Annotated in this window: 14 protein-coding genes and 2 pseudogenes; 6 read left to right on the top strand and 10 right to left on the bottom strand. The window is 43.5% G+C overall.

The window, feature by feature from the left end; all coding sequences use genetic code 11:
• The first annotated feature begins 100 nt into the window (after window positions 1-100).
• The 5 genes and pseudogenes from JCM15548_RS16345 (at window position 101) to JCM15548_RS16325 (ending at window position 6,257) form a co-directional block, all read left to right on the top strand.
• Window positions 101-643, top strand: coding sequence for a hypothetical protein (locus JCM15548_RS16345; RefSeq protein ID WP_062127663.1), 543 nt, complete (start codon window positions 101-103; stop codon window positions 641-643).
• Window positions 644-746: 103 nt separating this feature from the next.
• Window positions 747-3,215 (top strand): T9SS type A sorting domain-containing protein, encoded by a 2,469-nt coding sequence (locus JCM15548_RS16340; RefSeq protein WP_062127661.1) that lies wholly within the window; start codon window positions 747-749, stop codon window positions 3,213-3,215.
• Between the two features lie 25 nt (window positions 3,216-3,240).
• A complete protein-coding gene (locus JCM15548_RS16335) occupies window positions 3,241-3,585 on the top strand; it encodes a hypothetical protein (protein WP_062127659.1) in 345 nt (114 codons plus the stop codon).
• A gap of 215 nt (window positions 3,586-3,800) precedes the next feature.
• Complete coding sequence (locus JCM15548_RS16330; protein ID WP_227625951.1) at window positions 3,801-4,058, top strand: helix-turn-helix domain-containing protein; 258 nt, start codon at window positions 3,801-3,803, stop codon at window positions 4,056-4,058.
• Window positions 4,059-4,119: 61 nt separating this feature from the next.
• Window positions 4,120-6,257, top strand: a pseudogene (locus JCM15548_RS16325) (cation:proton antiporter domain-containing protein).
• Between the two features lie 3 nt (window positions 6,258-6,260).
• On the opposite strand, the gene JCM15548_RS16320 reads toward JCM15548_RS16325, so the two are convergent.
• The 7 genes from JCM15548_RS16320 to JCM15548_RS16295 form a co-directional block, all read right to left on the bottom strand.
• On the bottom strand, window positions 6,261-7,514 hold the full coding sequence (locus JCM15548_RS16320; RefSeq protein WP_062127656.1) for a type II toxin-antitoxin system HipA family toxin: 1,254 nt from the start codon (window positions 7,512-7,514) through the stop codon (window positions 6,261-6,263).
• 3 nt (window positions 7,515-7,517) lie between these two features.
• On the bottom strand, window positions 7,518-7,727 hold the full coding sequence (locus JCM15548_RS16315; protein ID WP_227625950.1) for a helix-turn-helix domain-containing protein: 210 nt from the start codon (window positions 7,725-7,727) through the stop codon (window positions 7,518-7,520).
• A 252-nt stretch (window positions 7,728-7,979) separates the two neighbouring features.
• The gene (locus tag JCM15548_RS16310; protein WP_062127655.1) at window positions 7,980-9,161 is read right to left on the bottom strand and encodes an MFS transporter; all 1,182 of its coding nucleotides are present in this window, start codon (window positions 9,159-9,161) and stop codon (window positions 7,980-7,982) included.
• Between the two features lie 109 nt (window positions 9,162-9,270).
• Entirely contained in the window at window positions 9,271-9,756 is a 486-nt protein-coding gene (gene purE, locus JCM15548_RS16305) for a 5-(carboxyamino)imidazole ribonucleotide mutase (RefSeq protein ID WP_062127654.1), read from the bottom strand.
• Window positions 9,741-10,427: an ATP-grasp domain-containing protein gene (locus JCM15548_RS16300; RefSeq protein WP_262487104.1), complete on the bottom strand. Its 687-nt coding sequence runs from the start codon at window positions 10,425-10,427 to the stop codon at window positions 9,741-9,743. Before JCM15548_RS16300 ends, purE begins: the two co-directional genes overlap by 16 nt.
• Before the next feature lie 25 nt (window positions 10,428-10,452).
• Complete coding sequence (locus tag JCM15548_RS24475) at window positions 10,453-10,905, bottom strand: 5-(carboxyamino)imidazole ribonucleotide synthase (RefSeq protein WP_227625948.1); 453 nt, start codon at window positions 10,903-10,905, stop codon at window positions 10,453-10,455.
• A gap of 21 nt (window positions 10,906-10,926) precedes the next feature.
• Window positions 10,927-11,574 (bottom strand): hypothetical protein, encoded by a 648-nt coding sequence (locus JCM15548_RS16295; RefSeq protein ID WP_227625947.1) that lies wholly within the window; start codon window positions 11,572-11,574, stop codon window positions 10,927-10,929.
• A 234-nt stretch (window positions 11,575-11,808) separates the two neighbouring features.
• Here JCM15548_RS16295 and JCM15548_RS16290 point away from each other — a divergent pair, with 234 nt between their 5' ends.
• Window positions 11,809-12,654 carry a carboxypeptidase-like regulatory domain-containing protein gene (locus tag JCM15548_RS16290; protein ID WP_162198270.1) on the top strand — a complete coding sequence of 282 codons (846 nt, stop codon included), beginning with the start codon at window positions 11,809-11,811 and terminating at the stop codon, window positions 12,652-12,654.
• 373 nt (window positions 12,655-13,027) lie between these two features.
• Here JCM15548_RS16290 and JCM15548_RS16285 read toward each other — a convergent pair whose 3' ends face one another.
• The 3 genes and pseudogenes from JCM15548_RS16285 to JCM15548_RS16275 form a co-directional block, all read right to left on the bottom strand.
• A complete protein-coding gene (locus tag JCM15548_RS16285) occupies window positions 13,028-13,837 on the bottom strand; it encodes a hypothetical protein (protein WP_062127652.1) in 810 nt (269 codons plus the stop codon).
• Window positions 13,838-13,871: 34 nt separating this feature from the next.
• Entirely contained in the window at window positions 13,872-15,524 is a 1,653-nt protein-coding gene (locus JCM15548_RS16280) for a RagB/SusD family nutrient uptake outer membrane protein (protein ID WP_062127651.1), read from the bottom strand.
• A 29-nt stretch (window positions 15,525-15,553) separates the two neighbouring features.
• Window positions 15,554-16,454, bottom strand: a pseudogene (locus JCM15548_RS16275) (SusC/RagA family TonB-linked outer membrane protein); the annotation flags it as partial.

Below are 16,454 nucleotides of genomic sequence, written 5' to 3'. Positions count from 1 at the left end.
TAGATTAAGCAACGAAATTTAGCGGGCATGATTCGCATTAATCCATTGGGAAGGTCATCCATCATGCGGGGGGATCTTCCAAATCTAAAACATCACGATTATGAAACTTTCATCAATAAACTTACTCGCCATTCTGGGATTGCTATGGCTGGGCGCTTGTTCAGAAGACGACAATGAGGACGACCTGGATGTCCAGGGTAGCAACACCACTTTGACCGTCTTCGGTGAAGTTGAGGGAGACTTCGAGGCCAGGGGCCAATATATAGAACACAGCGATGCTGTTTCCGGACTGCATGTAAACTCCTTCGAGTTTCTTGATAATTTCGACCCGTCCCAATCCACCTTCCTCATCAGCATTTCACGCTTTTCTGAAGACCCTATGGAATTGGGCACAGGTTTGCATCGATTGGAAACCTCCTATATGGTCGGAGGTGAAACCGGGAAGTTTGGAGCCGGAGTTACCTGGTGGGACGAATCGCGCAATGCGATAATCTATCCCGAATTAACCAATGGTATATTACGCGTGAACAAAATAACCGACTCCCATATTCAAGGCGACATCATTCTTCGCATGAAAACGTCAGAATACAACGAAGTACAAACTGAAATAAACATCGACGGCAGCTTTAACGTGCCAGAGTGAAGTTCTAATAATAGGACGGGGAAGCATGCTTCGGATAAATCCGAGGGTGCTTCCCTTCTATATTAAGCTCTGCACTTTACCTTCCATTTAAACAACACCCAACATGAAGCATCTTATACTATCCTTACTATTAAGCTTTTTGCTACTTGTTCCATTGAGTGCCGATCTGGTTGGAATTTCGGGCAGCTGGTACGACAATTTTGCGCAAACCGGCAGCTGGAGCTCGCTGAGTTATGCCGTAGCAGAGGCACCCAATGGGGATTTATGGCTGGCCACTTCAGTCACAGACCCCAACAGCACCGCCCCTGTTGCGCGACTACAGCGTTTCGACGGGCGTAACTGGTTTGATGAGGACCCGGGCGTGAACGGCGAAATCGAAAAAATCGTCATTGACAGCCAGGGACACATTTACATAGGTGGCGCATTTACGGAGATCGCCGGACAGCCCTATTTACACCTGGCAATGTTTGACGGCACCTCCTGGCATAATATGGATGGCGGATTAATGCCGCGCGAATACGGCTCAGTCAGCGTTAACCAACTCTACCTGGATGACAACGAACAGCTGTGGCTGGGCGGTGAATTTGTACAAGCAGGTGCCGAAAGCACCAACAATATGGCCCGCTGGAATGGCAACGCCTGGGAAGGATTTGGGACTTACATCCACGAGCGTGTAGCCGTTCGTCACTTTGAGCAGGTGGGTGATACCATGTACATAGCCACGGCCCGCAGTTCGTCCTATGAAAAGCATAAAGGACTGCTGCGTTATAACATGGTCGGCAGCGAGTGGATCAATGCGGCGGTCCACGGACTGGATCTGGGCATCATAAACGGCATGAACTTCGATGGTAACAACCGCCTGTACCTCGGATCTACGCAGAACTCGGCGCCTACCAATTTCATCTTTGGCTATTACGATATAGCCGAACAAGAACTGGTCAGCATTCCGGGCATTGAAGGCATCAACGCCTCCGTGTTATTCACCGGAAGAGACGATGCTGGCAACATTTACCTGAGTGGTCACTTTGAAGGTGCCGATGGCAATGGCAGTGCCTCCCTACTCAAATGGAGCAACCAAGGATGGGAAGGCTTTGGCGAAGGTTTACGTGGCAAAGTCAACCCCAACTTCCCGGACCGCGATTTGACCCTTACCTTGCGCCACCTGCTGGTGAGGCCCGATGGTCGCTTATACGTTACCGGCAATGTGGGTCGGGCCGATGGCCTATTCGTGTACAACATTGCCCACTGGCAGGGAGACAGCTGGCAACCTTTAGGGAACGGACTAAGCGGCCCAAGGGTAGCTGGCAGCTCTAAAGGCTTTGGCTCAAGCGTCAGTCTCGACAATGAAGGCAACCTGCTGGTGGGTGCCAGTTGGATCTTTGGTGGCCACCATTACCCCGCTGTGGCCCGTTGGATGGTTAATGAGGAGGCCTGGCAGCCCCTGGGTCAAGGACTGAACACCACTATTCACACGATGGCACAAGGGCCGGACGGTACCATTTACGCCGCCGGAAATTTTCGAAACGTCATCCGCGATGGCGAAAATGTCCCGTTTAACCACATTGCCCGTTTCAACGGCACCGAATGGGAAACCATGGGGGATGGTTTCAGCGATGAAGTCAAAACCTTGTATGTAGACGATCAACGAATTATTGCCGGGGGTTCATTCAGAAACGGCGATGGCGTTAATGGCGCTGCTCTCTGGTCCGAAACCACACAAACCTGGGACAACATCGGCAGCATCAGGACCTCCGTGAGTGTTATTAAAAAAGGGCCCGATGGACGACTGTACTTCGGAGGTGGTTTTACCTTCTTGGAAGGCGAAGAGCCCATCCGCTCTGTCACGGCCTGGGATGGCACCCGCTTCTACCCCGTTGGTGATAACGGAGTTGCTAACACGGTATACGATTTGGCCTTTTTACCCTCCGGAGAACTGGTGGCAGCAGGTACATTTACCAACAACACCGAAAACGGTCGTCTGAACCGCATCGCCATCCTCAAAGCTGACGGACAGTGGTATCCGCTGGATCAAGGATTCAACTGGGAAGTCAATTCCCTGACCATTAGTAAAGAAGGAGCCATCATTGCCGGCGGTCGCTTTACCCATAGCGGCAACCAGGAAATGGCCCACCTGGCCGGCTGGAACGGACAGGAATGGCTAAGCTTTCACAACGGCCCCAACAGTCTGGTCCGATCTCTGGCAACCGATGCGGAAGGGCGGATATGGATGACGGGACAGTTTTCACAGGCAGGGATCTACAGAGCCCAGGGCATCACCAGTTGGACCGGCAACATTTACATGCCCCCGGTCGATGATGTTGGCACCGCACTTCCTGCTGTGGAAGAAGCGCAGATCACCATTTACCCCAATCCCGTAAGCGACCTGCTGCAAATCAGCAACACAAACGAAAAGGATATGCCCTACCAGCTTACCAACCTCAGCGTCCAAACAGTTGACCAGGGAGTACTCCGTGAAAGCACCCTCAATGTAAGCAGTCTGCCCCCGGGCATTTACCTGTTGCATTTACGTGGTGCTGACCAACAAAGCATCCATAAAATCATCAAACAATAAACCTCTAATTTTAACAACTATCGAAATGAAACGACTAACACTTATTCTGGCCATGGCCGTCATTGTCCTGAGCGCAAAAGCTCAAAATAACGAAAGCGGTAACATCCGTGCAGGCGCCGGTTTGGTATATGCCACCGACATTAACAACCTAGGAGTGGCCTTCAAAGGAGTTTACACCTTCACACCCGAATGGGAGGGCGCCTTTGGCTTTACCCATATTCTTAAAAAGGATTATGTCAGCTACAACGTCATCGACCTCGATGCCCAATACATCTTCTCACAATCAGGCGATCAAATAAGCTTCTTTGCCATCGGTGGTCTGGCCATCACCTATGCGCGCATAGGCGCCACGGCTCAGTACGCCTTCTAAAAAAGGAAGCGCTCAGAAGTCGAAGAAAAGGCAGTCAACCAACAGGTTGACTGCCTTTTTATTTTTATAGGGAGGTTTGATGATGAGGGGGAATAAATCATTAATAGTAAACATGTTGATTATTATCAACATATATGCTAAATTTGAGGAAAATATTCAACACATTGCCAATGGCCACGAAAAAACACATCCTATTTCCAAAACATCAAAGGTTAATGGAACAAGTTGGCCACAACATCAAGCTGGCCAGAAAACGTAGAAAGCTCACCACGATACAAGTAAGTGAACGAGCTGGTATTGACAGAACGACATTGTACCAAATTGAAAAAGGAAATGCAAGCGTTTCAATGGCTGCCTATTTTAACACATTGAGAGTTTTAGGATTACAAGATGATGTTTTAAAACTTGCAGCAGATGATGTTTTTGGCAGAAAACTTCAGGACCTTAGTTTGATGAGCAAAAAAGACCTTTAGTTTTTAACTGCCCCTTGCCTATCCTGTCACGAGCAAAAACATATCATTTAATTGTCACCGTATGGCATCAGGCTTATTTGATTTAGCATTGCCGATAACCGATCCGGTTCTCAAGTTCCTGGTCATTCTGATCATCATTCTGTGTATCCCCATTTTATCTGACAAGCTCAAACTGCCTCATCTATTGGGAATGATTTTGGCCGGACTGATTATAGGTCCATTTGGACTCAACCTGTTGGCGCGTGACAGCAGCATCATTCTATCGGGGACGGCCGGCTTACTGTATATCATGTTTCTTTCGGGACTGGAAATTGACATGAACGACTTCAAAAAGAACATCGCAAAAAGCACGGCTCTGGGCTTTATGGCTTTACCATCCCTATGATTTTGGGTACCCTGGCAGGCGTTTATATTCTGGGATTCTCACTCATCACCTCCATACTGCTGGCCAGTATGTTTGCCTCCCACACCCTCATTACCTATCCCATTGTCAGCAAGCTCGGCATCACCAAAAACAGGGCCGTCAACATTTCAATTGGCAGCACCCTGATCACCAACATTCTGGCCCTTTTGGTACTGGCCATCATCGTTGGCATGTCCAACGGTAGCATGGGCGGAGCATTCTGGATAAAACTATTATTGTCCTTCACCATTTCCACCCTCATCATCCTTTTGGCTTTCCCCAGGATAGCCAGATGGTTTTTCAAGCGCTATAACGACAGTGTATCACAATATATTTTTGTTTTGGTAATTGTTTTTCTGGGCGCCATTCTTTCGCAATGGGCAGGCATTGAAGCCATTATTGGCGCGTTCATGGCCGGACTGGCGCTTAACCGACTGGTTACCAGAACTTCTCCCCTTATGAACCGAATCAACTTTGTGGGCAATGCCATCTTCATACCCTTTTTTCTGATTGGCGTTGGCATGCTCATCGACTACCGCGCCTTCAGCAACCCCCAAACTCTTTTTGTGGCGTTTATTATGAGCACCATTGCCACACTGGCGAAATTCTTAGCCGCCTGGCTGACCCAAAAAAGTTTTCGATTTTCGAAGGAGGAACGTCAGCTGATGTTCGGACTCACCAATTCCCAGGCGGCAGCTACGCTGGCCGCCGTATTAATTGGCTACAACATCATTCTGGGAACCAACGAATTGGGAGAACCCATCCGGCTGTTGAACGACCACATATTAAACGGCACGATCATCATGATTTTGGTGACCTGTACCATCGCCTCCTTTGCCACCCAGCGAGGGGCTCAAAGCATCGCTTTGTCGGATGAGTCGCACACAACGCCCTCCGACAACCCTGAGCGCATCCTGATCCCCATCAGTAACCCCAATACCCTGGATGAAATAATCAACATCAGCACCATTCTTAAATCAAAAAGCAATACCGATGGCTTAATTGCGCTAAGTGTCGTACCAACAGGACATTCCGGATCAGACACCGGACTTCAGGCCAAGAAGCTCCTCGACAAAGCCCTTGTGGCCGCCTCCGCCGTCGACCTGAAATTAAAAACATCCCTGAGATACAGTGACAGTCCCGTAAAAGGCATCACCCACATGCTCAAGGAAAAAAACATCACCGACCTCCTGTTGGGTCTGCATGAAAGCAAAGGACTCTCCGATTCCTTTCTGGGAGAAGTCACCCAAAACATATTGACCAACAGCAACATAACCACCTATATTTACCATACCTACCAACCTATTTCCACCATTCGCCGACATTTTGTCCTCATACCGGAAAACGCCGAAAATGAAAGCGGATTTTCCTTTTGGCTGGCCAAAATATGGAACATTGCCCTCAACACCGGAGCAACCATCATATTCTACGCAGGACCCGAAACCCTGAAACTCATCAAAAGCATCCATCTGCACCACCCCATCCAGGTCGAATTCAACGAATTCACCGATTGGCTGCAACTAATGACCTGGAAAAGCAAACTCAGAAAAGACGACAACGTCACCGTCGTTTTAAGCCGGGAAAACCTGCCCTCCTACAACGATTCCATGGCACACATCCCCAACTATATCAACAAATACCTCATCCACCAAAACTTTCTGCTCATTTACCCCTCGCAGTTAGACCTTAACGACGAAAGAGTTGACCTCACCTACCCCTCCCTCATCTCCGCCATTGAAAAAATCGACGGCATCGGCAAAACCGTAGCCGGCATATTCAAGAAGAAACATTTGTAAATTCTATACTATAACAAAATCAGCTTTAATAGCTTCAAGAAGCTTTGCATCAATGCCTAAGTCCTTTGCATATTCCGCAAATTTGACAACCGCACCAGAAACGTCATCAATCAAAGTATTGTAATCCTGTATATCATTATTTTGTCCCACTGTCTCCAAGTCTTCACGGGTAATTTCTTCACTCTTGCCATTCACAGTTAAAGAATGCCTGTTTGAGTATGCTGGCGCGGCCAAATCAACACTGTAAGTTAAATCGTAGGCCGGGGATAGTCGCCATACACCACTTTCGTTCATGCAAAATGAAAAATTCTTGGAATGATCGTCCACATTCCGGGCAATAACATTGAAAACCATTCGCAAGTATTGTTGTCTGGTATCTTCATATGGCAAATTAAGTCGCCGAATAACAGCGAAAATATCCTCGTAACTACCACCGAATGGCCACATTGCAGCCATTGTTTGTGTATGCGTTTTAATATTTTCGGAACGGTCAAAACGCTGGGTAAGAAAATGTGTTATTCTTTCGTAGGTGCGGAGCTCCGAAGGCATCATAATAATTCCGGCATCCAAAGCCATTCGATAATAAATGTACTCCAGTTTAGCAAATGGATAGGCCGAATTATCATCATACTTTAGAATGTAATGCTGAAAGCCGTCCGGTATTAATCCCTGACCGGAAATAATTTCTCCCGTAGCATCATTTAAAGCAATAATGGCCTTTGGACGTTTGCCACCAGGTGAAGAGCTAATTTTCACCAAATCTTGCCACAGAATAGAATTTTCAATATTTAAGACAGTGGATTCCCTTTCATTTAACACCTGTCTGGCAAATTCATAGAGCCTTTGGACATCAACCGCAAAAGCTGAATCATCTCCTAACTTCTTTGCCGGCTCATATTCCAATGCACCCATTGCACGACTTCCAATAAAGGAAAGATGATCTACCGGACTTGTTTTATTGGCCTGAATCTTATTATCCCGCAACCACGCTTTAAAAAGAGAATTGCCCCATTTATCAGGCAAAGAATCAGCAATCGCAGGTGGAAGTCCCTGATACAATTTATCCCTATCACCAATCCATGGTAGTGATTTCTGACTACGCGGCGAGTTTATGGACATGGTTAGCGGTGCAATATCCAGGCCTCTATCAAGAAAAGATGGAGCATATTCAAATACCGCTGCTCTCGCTTTCATATCCCAGGAAAGATAGCCAACATCCATTCCCCATAATGTGACTTTTACAGTATTTGTATTCATATCCTATCTCTTGTGTTGTTTCAGAAACAATTCTCGTGGACTAACAGGCAGTTCAGGCAATAGTTTTTCAATTTCCTCCAAACTATCAATGGCGCGCAGTAACTTGATGAATGAAGCTATGGTAATTCCGGTAGAAGCACCATTCTCAAAAGAACTAATGGTAAACACACTCAAACCGGATTTCTCGGCAATTTGTTTCTGGGTGTACCTCATTCGTTTCCGGTATTGGCTAAAACGCTACCTAGCTCCCGGATAATTTCAGTTCCTGATTTTTCGTATAACTCGCTGTACATACATCTCCAATTAAGCTTATCAAATATAGATAAATCTACAATTAAAGCAAAATTAAGCGAAAAATATAGTTTTATCTATACAATCCACTAATGCGCCAATTAAAGCATCTGCATACAATATTGAAAAATCAGAATAGTATCCCTTGCTTTAGAAAGTCATTACATAAAAAAGTCAAAGAGCATTTGAAGATACCTTCTTCCGCCCCCGTTCCTTTACAAACTGAAGCAAAAACAGCAAGCTGCCGAGCAGACTAAGAATGCTGGCCAGATAGATGGCCCAAGTGTAAGTGCCGGAAATGTCGAAGAGGAATCCGCCGCTGAATGGACCGGCGATGCCAGCTATGGCATAGCCCAAAATCACATAGGGGTAGATAATGCCCAGATTTTTAACGCCGAAAAGCTGGGCGGTTTCTTTGGCAAAAAGCACAAAATTACCGCCAAATCCGAATCCGATAAAAAAGGCCAATACCAGGTAGGAGACGACAGATAATTGGACGATATTCAGTAAAAGAATGGCGATGGACTGGACCAGGAGGGCCAAAAAGATGCTCAGACTGGCTCCCAGATAATCGCTCATGAGTCCCCAAAGCAAGCGCCCCAGGAAGTTGGCGACGGCAAAGACAGAAACGCCCACTACCAAATAATGGGTGGAAATGTTGAACTGACCGCCAATTATTTTCAGACTACCAATAATTAATAATCCGGCAAAAGTCCCTAAGAAAATACCAAAAAACAGCTTCTTGAAGATTTTTGAACGGATAAACTCTTTGGCATTGACGGCCTTTTCCTTAACGATTAAAGCATTTTGACTAATTAAATTAGACAGAAGGACAATAACCAAACCATAGGACACACCAATAATGGCCAACAGTTGCAACACGTCCCTACCACTCAGTAAAACCCGTTCAGCGATAGCAGACATCACCACGGCCCCCAAACCAAAACCGGCAGCCGCAATGCCGGTAATCAAGCCTTTTTTCTCGGGAAACCACTGTATGGGAGTGGTAAGGGAGGCCCAATAACCAAAACCTGTAGCAATACCGGCTAATACGCCCACCCCAAGGAAGATTAAAACAAAACTGCCATTCGAAAGGCTGGCTAAAAGGTAGCCGACAAAAAACAGCAAACCGGAAATATAGCTGATATATCTGGATTTAAGCTTTTCACCAATACGTCCGACAAAAATCATGGTAACAGGAAAGATGGCAATTAAGGTTCCAAATATGATTTGAGATTGAGAGGCAGAGAAATCATGGTATTTAATAAGTTCGGAAGCTATGATGCTCCAGGCATAAACACTACCGATGCATAGCATAATTACAAATGAAGCAAATACCGTCAAATACCTTCTCATGTTTTCCTGTTTTAAGATTTACATCATTAACAATGTCAGCCATCACTTTTGGCTTCTAAGAAGCCAAAAAAGAATAAAAATGCCTTTTGGATCAGAATTTTCAGCATGACTACAAATTTCTGGCTTTGGCTATTACCTGCGCTTTCAGTTCCTCTTTGTACTGAATAATTTTTACACGTAAGTCCTCATCCATCACTGAAATAATCTGAGCAGCCAGAATGCCCGCATTTTTGGCACCATTCAGTGCAACGGTTGCTACAGGTACACCACCCGGCATCTGCAAAATAGAAAGCACAGAATCCCAGCCGTCAATCGAATTGCTGGATTTAATGGGAACCCCAATAACAGGCAATGGCGATATGGCCGCTACCATACCAGGTAAATGGGCAGCCCCACCGGCTCCTGCAATTATAACCTGAATGCCCCGCTTGTGGGCATTCGATGAAAACTCAAACAACTTCTCGGGTGTGCGGTGCGCCGATACGATATCCAACTCATAACCCACACCAAATTGCTCGAGCATTTCTGCCGCCTGTTTCATCACAGGCAAATCAGAATCTGAGCCCATTACAATGCTTACTAATTTTTGGTCCATGCTTTAACGCGTATTAATTGTTTTACTTGTTCGGCCTTCTTCTTCGCACACTCCAGTGTAGATGACAAAATGGTAACATGCCCCATCTTACGGAAGGGCTTGGTTATTTTCTTTCCATACAAATGAATCTTGACCCCTTCAATGGCCATGCTTTCCATTAAACCCTCGTACATCACAGGCCCCTCATGCCCTTCCTCACCCAATATATTAATCATTACCGAAGGCAGTTTCAGTTTGGTACTTCCCAGTGGAAGATTAAGAATGGCCCGCAAGTGCTGTTCAAATTGTGAGGTAATAATGCTTTCAATGGTATGATGCCCGCTGTTGTGTGGTCGTGGGGCCATTTCATTGACCAGTACCCCACCATTAGAATCGATAAAGAACTCAACCGCCAGCAATCCCTCCATGTTCAACAACTCAATGATATCACTGGCATAGGCAATGGCCTTCTCAGATTGTTCAATAGAAACGGACGATGGACAAATCAGTTCATCCACCAGATTCGCATTCGGTGTAAACTCCATTTCAACCAAGGGGTAGCACCTGATCTCCCCCTTCTGGTTGCGGGCAGCAATCACCGAAACCTCCTTTTCAATCGTCACTTTATCTTCCACCAGAGATGGTTGCGAAAGCAATTTGGACAAATCGCTTTCATCATTTATAACAGCCACGCCACGGCCGTCATACCCCCTTGCCTTATTTTTGCACAAAAGGATAAGCAATCTCCCCCTTTTCAATACCCGCCAATATATCTTCAACCGTATCATAGAGCCTGAAATCGGAAGTCGCGATACCATTTCCCCTATAAAATTCCTTTTGAAGCCCCTTATCCTGTATCAGTTCCAAAATTCCCGGATCAGGAACAATCTTGAGCCCCTCAGCTTTTAGCTTTTTCAAGGCCTCAATGTTCACATTCTCCATTTCAAAAGTCAGCACATCCACCAACTTTCCGAATTGATAAACATCGTCGTAGTTCACATTGCTGCCCTTCACATAATGCGAGGCAATACTGCCGGCGGGACAAGTTTCATCGTTATCTAAAACAAACGTTCTTATATCCCATTTGCTGGCCTCCTGAATCAGCATTTTTCCCAATTGGCCACCAGCTATGATACCCAGCTTCAAATTCGATGTTATCAATTTCTCCATGTTGTTTGTATTCATATTCATTTAAAGGCCCAATACCTGAATAGCCATCCCCGAAAGGAAAATAACCAAACCAGCAATGGTGTGCGTGTATTTTTCGATGGGTTTTAGAGAGACAAAACTCAGTCCGTAAGAAGCCAAAAACACCGCCCCCATCATGGTCGCCAGCGTAGTTACGCCAAACACGCCTGTCACCGTTAATAAAGCGCCCACACTTTCATTGGCAGCCGGATACATCAGCACAGGAATAAGCACTTCACAAGGCCCCAAAACAAAAATAATAAACAACACCCATGGGGTAATTTTCTTGGATTGAGTAGCCCCCTCATCTTTAATTCTTTCTCTGGCAGGACGAAAAATATGCTTCAGTCCCCACACGGCATAAGCCAAACCAAAAGCGATCAAGCCCAGGCCGCCAAATTGCCCCTGAAACCTTCCAGCCATGTCAGTTTTTGCAACTGTGCCCCAATAGCAATCCCTACCAGTCCAATCACCACCGAACTCAACACATGTCCCACCCACACAAAAAGTGAGCCACAGCGTCTTCTTCAAAGTCCATTCCCTCGCCTTCCCAATCATTATAAAAGGCAAATAGTGGTCCGGTCCCAAAATCGTATGCAAAAAACCGACGGATGCAGCCGTCATCAACAAGATCTGAAATTCTGTTGTCATCTTCTTCCAATTACATGTTCAGCTACAAAAATAAGAAAAGAGGTTTAATAATTGGTTATTTTGTCAAAGTACGATCCGAAATGCCTACTTTTGAATTACCATCCAACAAAGCTAGGTACGGCAAAAAGTACAAACTTTAGCAGACAATATATCTTTAATCAACTGTTAAAGTAGAATTTATGCCCAGAGTAATTTAATTAACCGGCATAAATGCCGATTTTTAGTATCTGTTTTATGAAACGGAAAATTATATTAATATCATTAATAGGATTGTTATTCTCATCTGTAAAAAATTTCAGTCAAGTCAGAAGCATCGTTGTAGATAGGGAAACAAACCAACCTATAAGTATGGTTGCTGTTACTGTGCAAGGCAAGTCCAAAGGTACGTATACCAACGAAATAGGTTTATTTGCATTTTCTGAAATTGGGGACACTGATTCTATTCAGTTTAAGCATATTGGTTTCGACAAAAACATAATAAGCAATCAAGATTTGAAAGATACTATCCGCTTGAGCCCAAGAATTAATTATTTAAATGAGATTATAGTGTCACCATCTAAATACTCTTTAAAAAAATCAAAAAACAGAAATAAAAATTCAAATATCTCATTCGCAGGATTCTCAGGATTAGAATTGACTCAGTTAATAAAAATGGAGGCCTATAATGATTATATAAAATCCGTAAAAATATTTACTAAGAAGGCGTTAACAAAGGATTCAACCTATATTAGGCTACACCTATATGCCAATAAAAATGGAAAGCCAGGCACCGAAATTCTGCTTAATAGAGGGATCATAATTAGTTCAAATGTTGACAAATACATTTTATTTAATCTTGAATTTGAGAATGTGGTAATGCCTAAAGAAGGATTATTTGTTGGAATCGAATGGATTAATCAAATCATCAATCAGAAACAACAATTGGAACCCCGAGTCTTATTATCAAAAAGTAAGAGACAGGATCAGATTACGTATTACAGATTTTGGGATAATGATTGGGAAAGTTTAAATACACTTCTTCGCATAGAAAGGGCAAATACAATTATTGAATTAACAGGGATTCTTAAAGAACCAAAGTAAAGTAGTTCTATGGGGAAACAATGCGTAAGATCAAATTTGGATACGTTGTCATTAGATTAACATTTACAGTCTGTCATTAAATTTGTTACCCAAATCCTATAGATAATTTTGTTAATTTTATTCTTCTTCTCAATTACCCAAAATGGATGAGGTCAGTGATACCGATCTGGTATAATTGATTAACAATTCTTTTATATTTTACAGTGTGAAAATATATTTTCAGCATCAAGAAATAGAAGAAAGCTCTTAAAATCTAGAGTTTTTTAGTGCCTAAACCACAATTTAAAAATCTAGTTTTTCACAAAAACAAGATTCAAAAGAAAAGCCACACTATTTAAGCATGGCTTTTCCTTTAATATCAATTCTTAAAAAACTATTCACTTGTTATGGTAAATATTTCAGGAAAATTTCCAAAAGACCCTAATCCTGGCACTACCCAACCAACATCGAAAACTAATTGATTTTCGGCAGCATCATAATAGGAATCCTCAACTCCTGGTTCTGAAGCAACTTCCGCATAAATCATTCCATAAGTCGGATGATCATAACCTGTTGGAAAAGAGGCTCTAAATGGTGCAACATCAGCACTCTCACCATCCCATAAAAACTCGAAATGAAATCCGTCAAACCAAACACTTGGAAAACGATAACGATCCAGCAAAACCGAATATTGCAAAGCCTGATCCCAAGTGTCTTCAAAAAAGTCACTATAATAGCTACCCTGCGCAACATCAGCCCAGTCAGACTGCATAACGCGAAGAACAAATTCCTGAGTACCATCCACTTCCACATAAGGATTTGTTTCACTTTCATCCAGAACCAAACGTAGCATATAGCTTTCAAACACCTCAAGATCAGCAAACGAAATCTCTATAGTGCCAATTTCTTCGCCAGCTTCAAAACTGACAAATTCAGGAACTGTAAAAACACCGGCGGTATCATAAGACATAATCCCAACCTGCGCAGCTGCAGCTGTCTCCTGGCGAGCAATCTCTATAGATACAGAATTAACAACCGGCTCCACTTCCATAAATCCTGGATTAGCAGCCGTAAAGTATACCTGCATAACATTATCTCCAGGCACATAAGATGCCTCTCTGTCAACAATGTCCTCAGAGCAGGAAGTCAGCAAAAGGCCGACTAAACCCATTGCCCCATATAAAAGTTTCAAATATTTCTTCATAAAGCAATATTTTTGAATTAATCTAGATAAAAATTTAGTCAGTAACACCATCAAGAAGACCGGCGCCATCACCAGAAACAGGCTGTGAGCCACCTGAGTTATTATCACTTTCAGCAATACCTTGGTTGGAATTAATTTCCCTCTGAGGAATACGTAATAGTAACCAAGGATCGTTAGATGCCAAGTTAAATCTCATAGAAAGTGGGAAGTTTGAGTCAACTCTGTCATTATATCTTACAATATTCTTTTGCAGACGCATAATATCAGAGTATCCAAAACCTTCACCCCATAGTTCAATTCGTCTTTGTTTCCAAACTTCATTTTGAAAATCATCAGCAGAACTAATATCTAAACTGTAAGAAGGATTACGATATGTGCTAATAAAGTCTTCAAGCAGTTGAACTGCACCTCCAACATCTCCGCTCATAGCTAAACCCTCAGCTTCAATAAGCAACATTTCTTCCGACCTCATAATAACCCAATCAGCAGAATTATCGCCGTTCCCTATAACATCATCGGTGGGACCAAACTTAACGTTGGTATAGGGAAGAAATGGCATTTTCACCTCAGGAATATTTAACGGACCGATCGGTTCACCCTCATGTCCTGGCCAAGTAAGATTATCAAGAATTGGAGATTTCAACTCGGAATCAATCCACCATCCTTTACGCACATCATCCTCTGGTATTTTAGCCCAAAGAAGTGAGCTAATTCCCATGTACTGACCGACATTGCAAGTATAACTATTACCAGCAAATGAACTGATTTTAGAGGGCCAAGTATCATAATTACTTGAAACATTAACAGGGCTAATTAAAACAGCCCACATCCAGTTAGGAGCAGTTGCTGAGTTAAAACCAGGCTTCGCAGCATCAGCCATGGACAAAAAAGGAACCCCGGCTCTTGCTTTGGCAGCATCGGCTGCAGCTTCGGCCCAATTTTGCATAACTAAATTCACTCTTGCTCTAATACCGTATGCTACAGCCTGATCAACCGCAGCTTTATTGTTCCGGGTATATCCTTCCAACAAGAGAATAGCATCATCTAAATCGGACATAATTAGGTTATATACCTCCTGTACAGATGCTCTGGGGTTATTCGTAAGATCTCCCTCCATTTCATTGGTTACAATGGGAATGGCAGGTTTATCTTCATTACCCTTATAGGTAAATTGATACATCTGAACTAGATTAAAATAGTCAAATGCTCGTACAGCTAAAGCTTGTCCCTTGTAATACTCCAACTCCTTACTCTCTGAGTCAGCAGGAATTGCAAGCAAAAGATCATTCGCAAGTTTAATTTGTTTATAAAACAAAGCCCAGCGAATATAGGGACTTGCATACGAGTAGTTACGATCTTGAAACTCTCCGGGAGTTGCAAACCAGTTATAACCTGCATCAGGACTAACCATATCAGAACCATTATGATCCCAGGCTAAAGTAACTGAAGCATAACCGAAGTCATCAGATCTTTCACTGGCAGGCAAAGCAGGATACTGTGTTCCTAAAATAGCATACATACCATTTAAATCGGCCGACAACCTCTCTGGTAAAAGAGCAGCTATTTCTTGTTTCTGCTCTGATGTAAGAATTGCCCCTTCAGGAGATGTTACTAAATCATCGGTACAAGAACCGACGACAATAAGCATCATTAAAGGAACCAAAACTTTATAAAAAATATTCTTCATAATAATCAATTTTTAGGTGGTATTAATACTTAGAAATTAACGGTAATACCTCCTGACAGTGTCCGTAGTGCGGAATAATTGTGGCTACCTACAGCCTGCCAGTCAGTTCCTCCAAAAGATTGCCTTGGGTCCAGACCTTTTCTTGCGGACCATAAAGCCAAATTATCAGCTGAAAAATAAACCCGCGCACTGGCAAGTTTAAGGTATTCTGACACCTGAGATGGTATTGTATAACCTAGTGTTAAATTGTTAACACTTAAGTAATCGGAGCTCTCTAAAAAGCGAGAGGAGTGCATTTGTCTGTTATCATCCAAAGAATTTAAGCGGGGAATATCACTGTTAGGATTGTCATAAGACCACGCATTAAGAATGTCTTTATGCCAGTTTACTCCAGCCTCATCTCCTCCGTGCATGAGCGATTGATAAGTACCATCAAAAACTTTTCCACCTAACTGATATCCAAAAGCCACGGATAAGTCAAAACCGAATGATTCGATTGAAGTTCCAAAACCACCATACACTTTTGCCAGAGTACTACCAAGGTTTACCTGATAAGTGTCGGTATAAGTGTCCGTAGTTTGTTTTTGATTATTGTCATCCAGGACATAATCGCCGTCACCATCTACAAGGTAATACAAGGCCTTACCAGTACTTTTATCAACCCCGGCATAATCTCTCAGGAAAGCATCATACAATGATCCACCAATTTCAAAAATAGAGGTTGATCTTTTGATCCCAGATTCTTTTACGCCATCAGCTAAATCAAGTATCTCATTATTGTAGGAGGTAGCATTTAAATTAAGCCTCCAGTTGAAATTAGATGCTTGTACAAGATTTATCGCCATTTCAACTTCAACACCTTTATTCAAGACTTCTCCAACATTCATAGGAATCGTTGTGAATCCAAGAGACTCTGGCACTGGTTGATAA

It is taken from the genome of Geofilum rubicundum JCM 15548 (genome assembly GCF_000974365.1).
GTDB classification, from domain to species: Bacteria; Bacteroidota; Bacteroidia; order Bacteroidales; family Marinilabiliaceae; genus Geofilum; species Geofilum rubicundum.
The sequence above is the reverse complement of the archived record's forward strand: the minus strand, read 5'-3'. Positions and strand labels throughout refer to the sequence as shown.

Coding starts and splice junctions, on each gene's coding strand:
- JCM15548_RS16295 (WP_227625947.1), bottom strand. CDS start 11,574: ATGACAACAGAATTTCAGATCTTGTTGATGACGGCTGCATCCGTCGGT.
- JCM15548_RS16340 (WP_062127661.1), top strand. CDS start 747: ATGAAGCATCTTATACTATCCTTACTATTAAGCTTTTTGCTACTTGTT.
- JCM15548_RS16280 (WP_062127651.1), bottom strand. CDS start 15,524: ATGAAGAATATTTTTTATAAAGTTTTGGTTCCTTTAATGATGCTTATT.
- purE (WP_062127654.1), bottom strand. CDS start 9,756: ATGGACCAAAAATTAGTAAGCATTGTAATGGGCTCAGATTCTGATTTG.
- JCM15548_RS16330 (WP_227625951.1), top strand. CDS start 3,801: ATGGAACAAGTTGGCCACAACATCAAGCTGGCCAGAAAACGTAGAAAG.
- JCM15548_RS16320 (WP_062127656.1), bottom strand. CDS start 7,514: ATGAATACAAATACTGTAAAAGTCACATTATGGGGAATGGATGTTGGC.
- JCM15548_RS24475 (WP_227625948.1), bottom strand. CDS start 10,905: ATGGAGAAATTGATAACATCGAATTTGAAGCTGGGTATCATAGCTGGT.
- JCM15548_RS16285 (WP_062127652.1), bottom strand. CDS start 13,837: ATGAAGAAATATTTGAAACTTTTATATGGGGCAATGGGTTTAGTCGGC.
- JCM15548_RS16310 (WP_062127655.1), bottom strand. CDS start 9,161: ATGAGAAGGTATTTGACGGTATTTGCTTCATTTGTAATTATGCTATGC.
- JCM15548_RS16315 (WP_227625950.1), bottom strand. CDS start 7,727: ATGAGGTACACCCAGAAACAAATTGCCGAGAAATCCGGTTTGAGTGTG.
- JCM15548_RS16345 (WP_062127663.1), top strand. CDS start 101: ATGAAACTTTCATCAATAAACTTACTCGCCATTCTGGGATTGCTATGG.
- JCM15548_RS16335 (WP_062127659.1), top strand. CDS start 3,241: ATGAAACGACTAACACTTATTCTGGCCATGGCCGTCATTGTCCTGAGC.
- JCM15548_RS16290 (WP_162198270.1), top strand. CDS start 11,809: ATGAAACGGAAAATTATATTAATATCATTAATAGGATTGTTATTCTCA.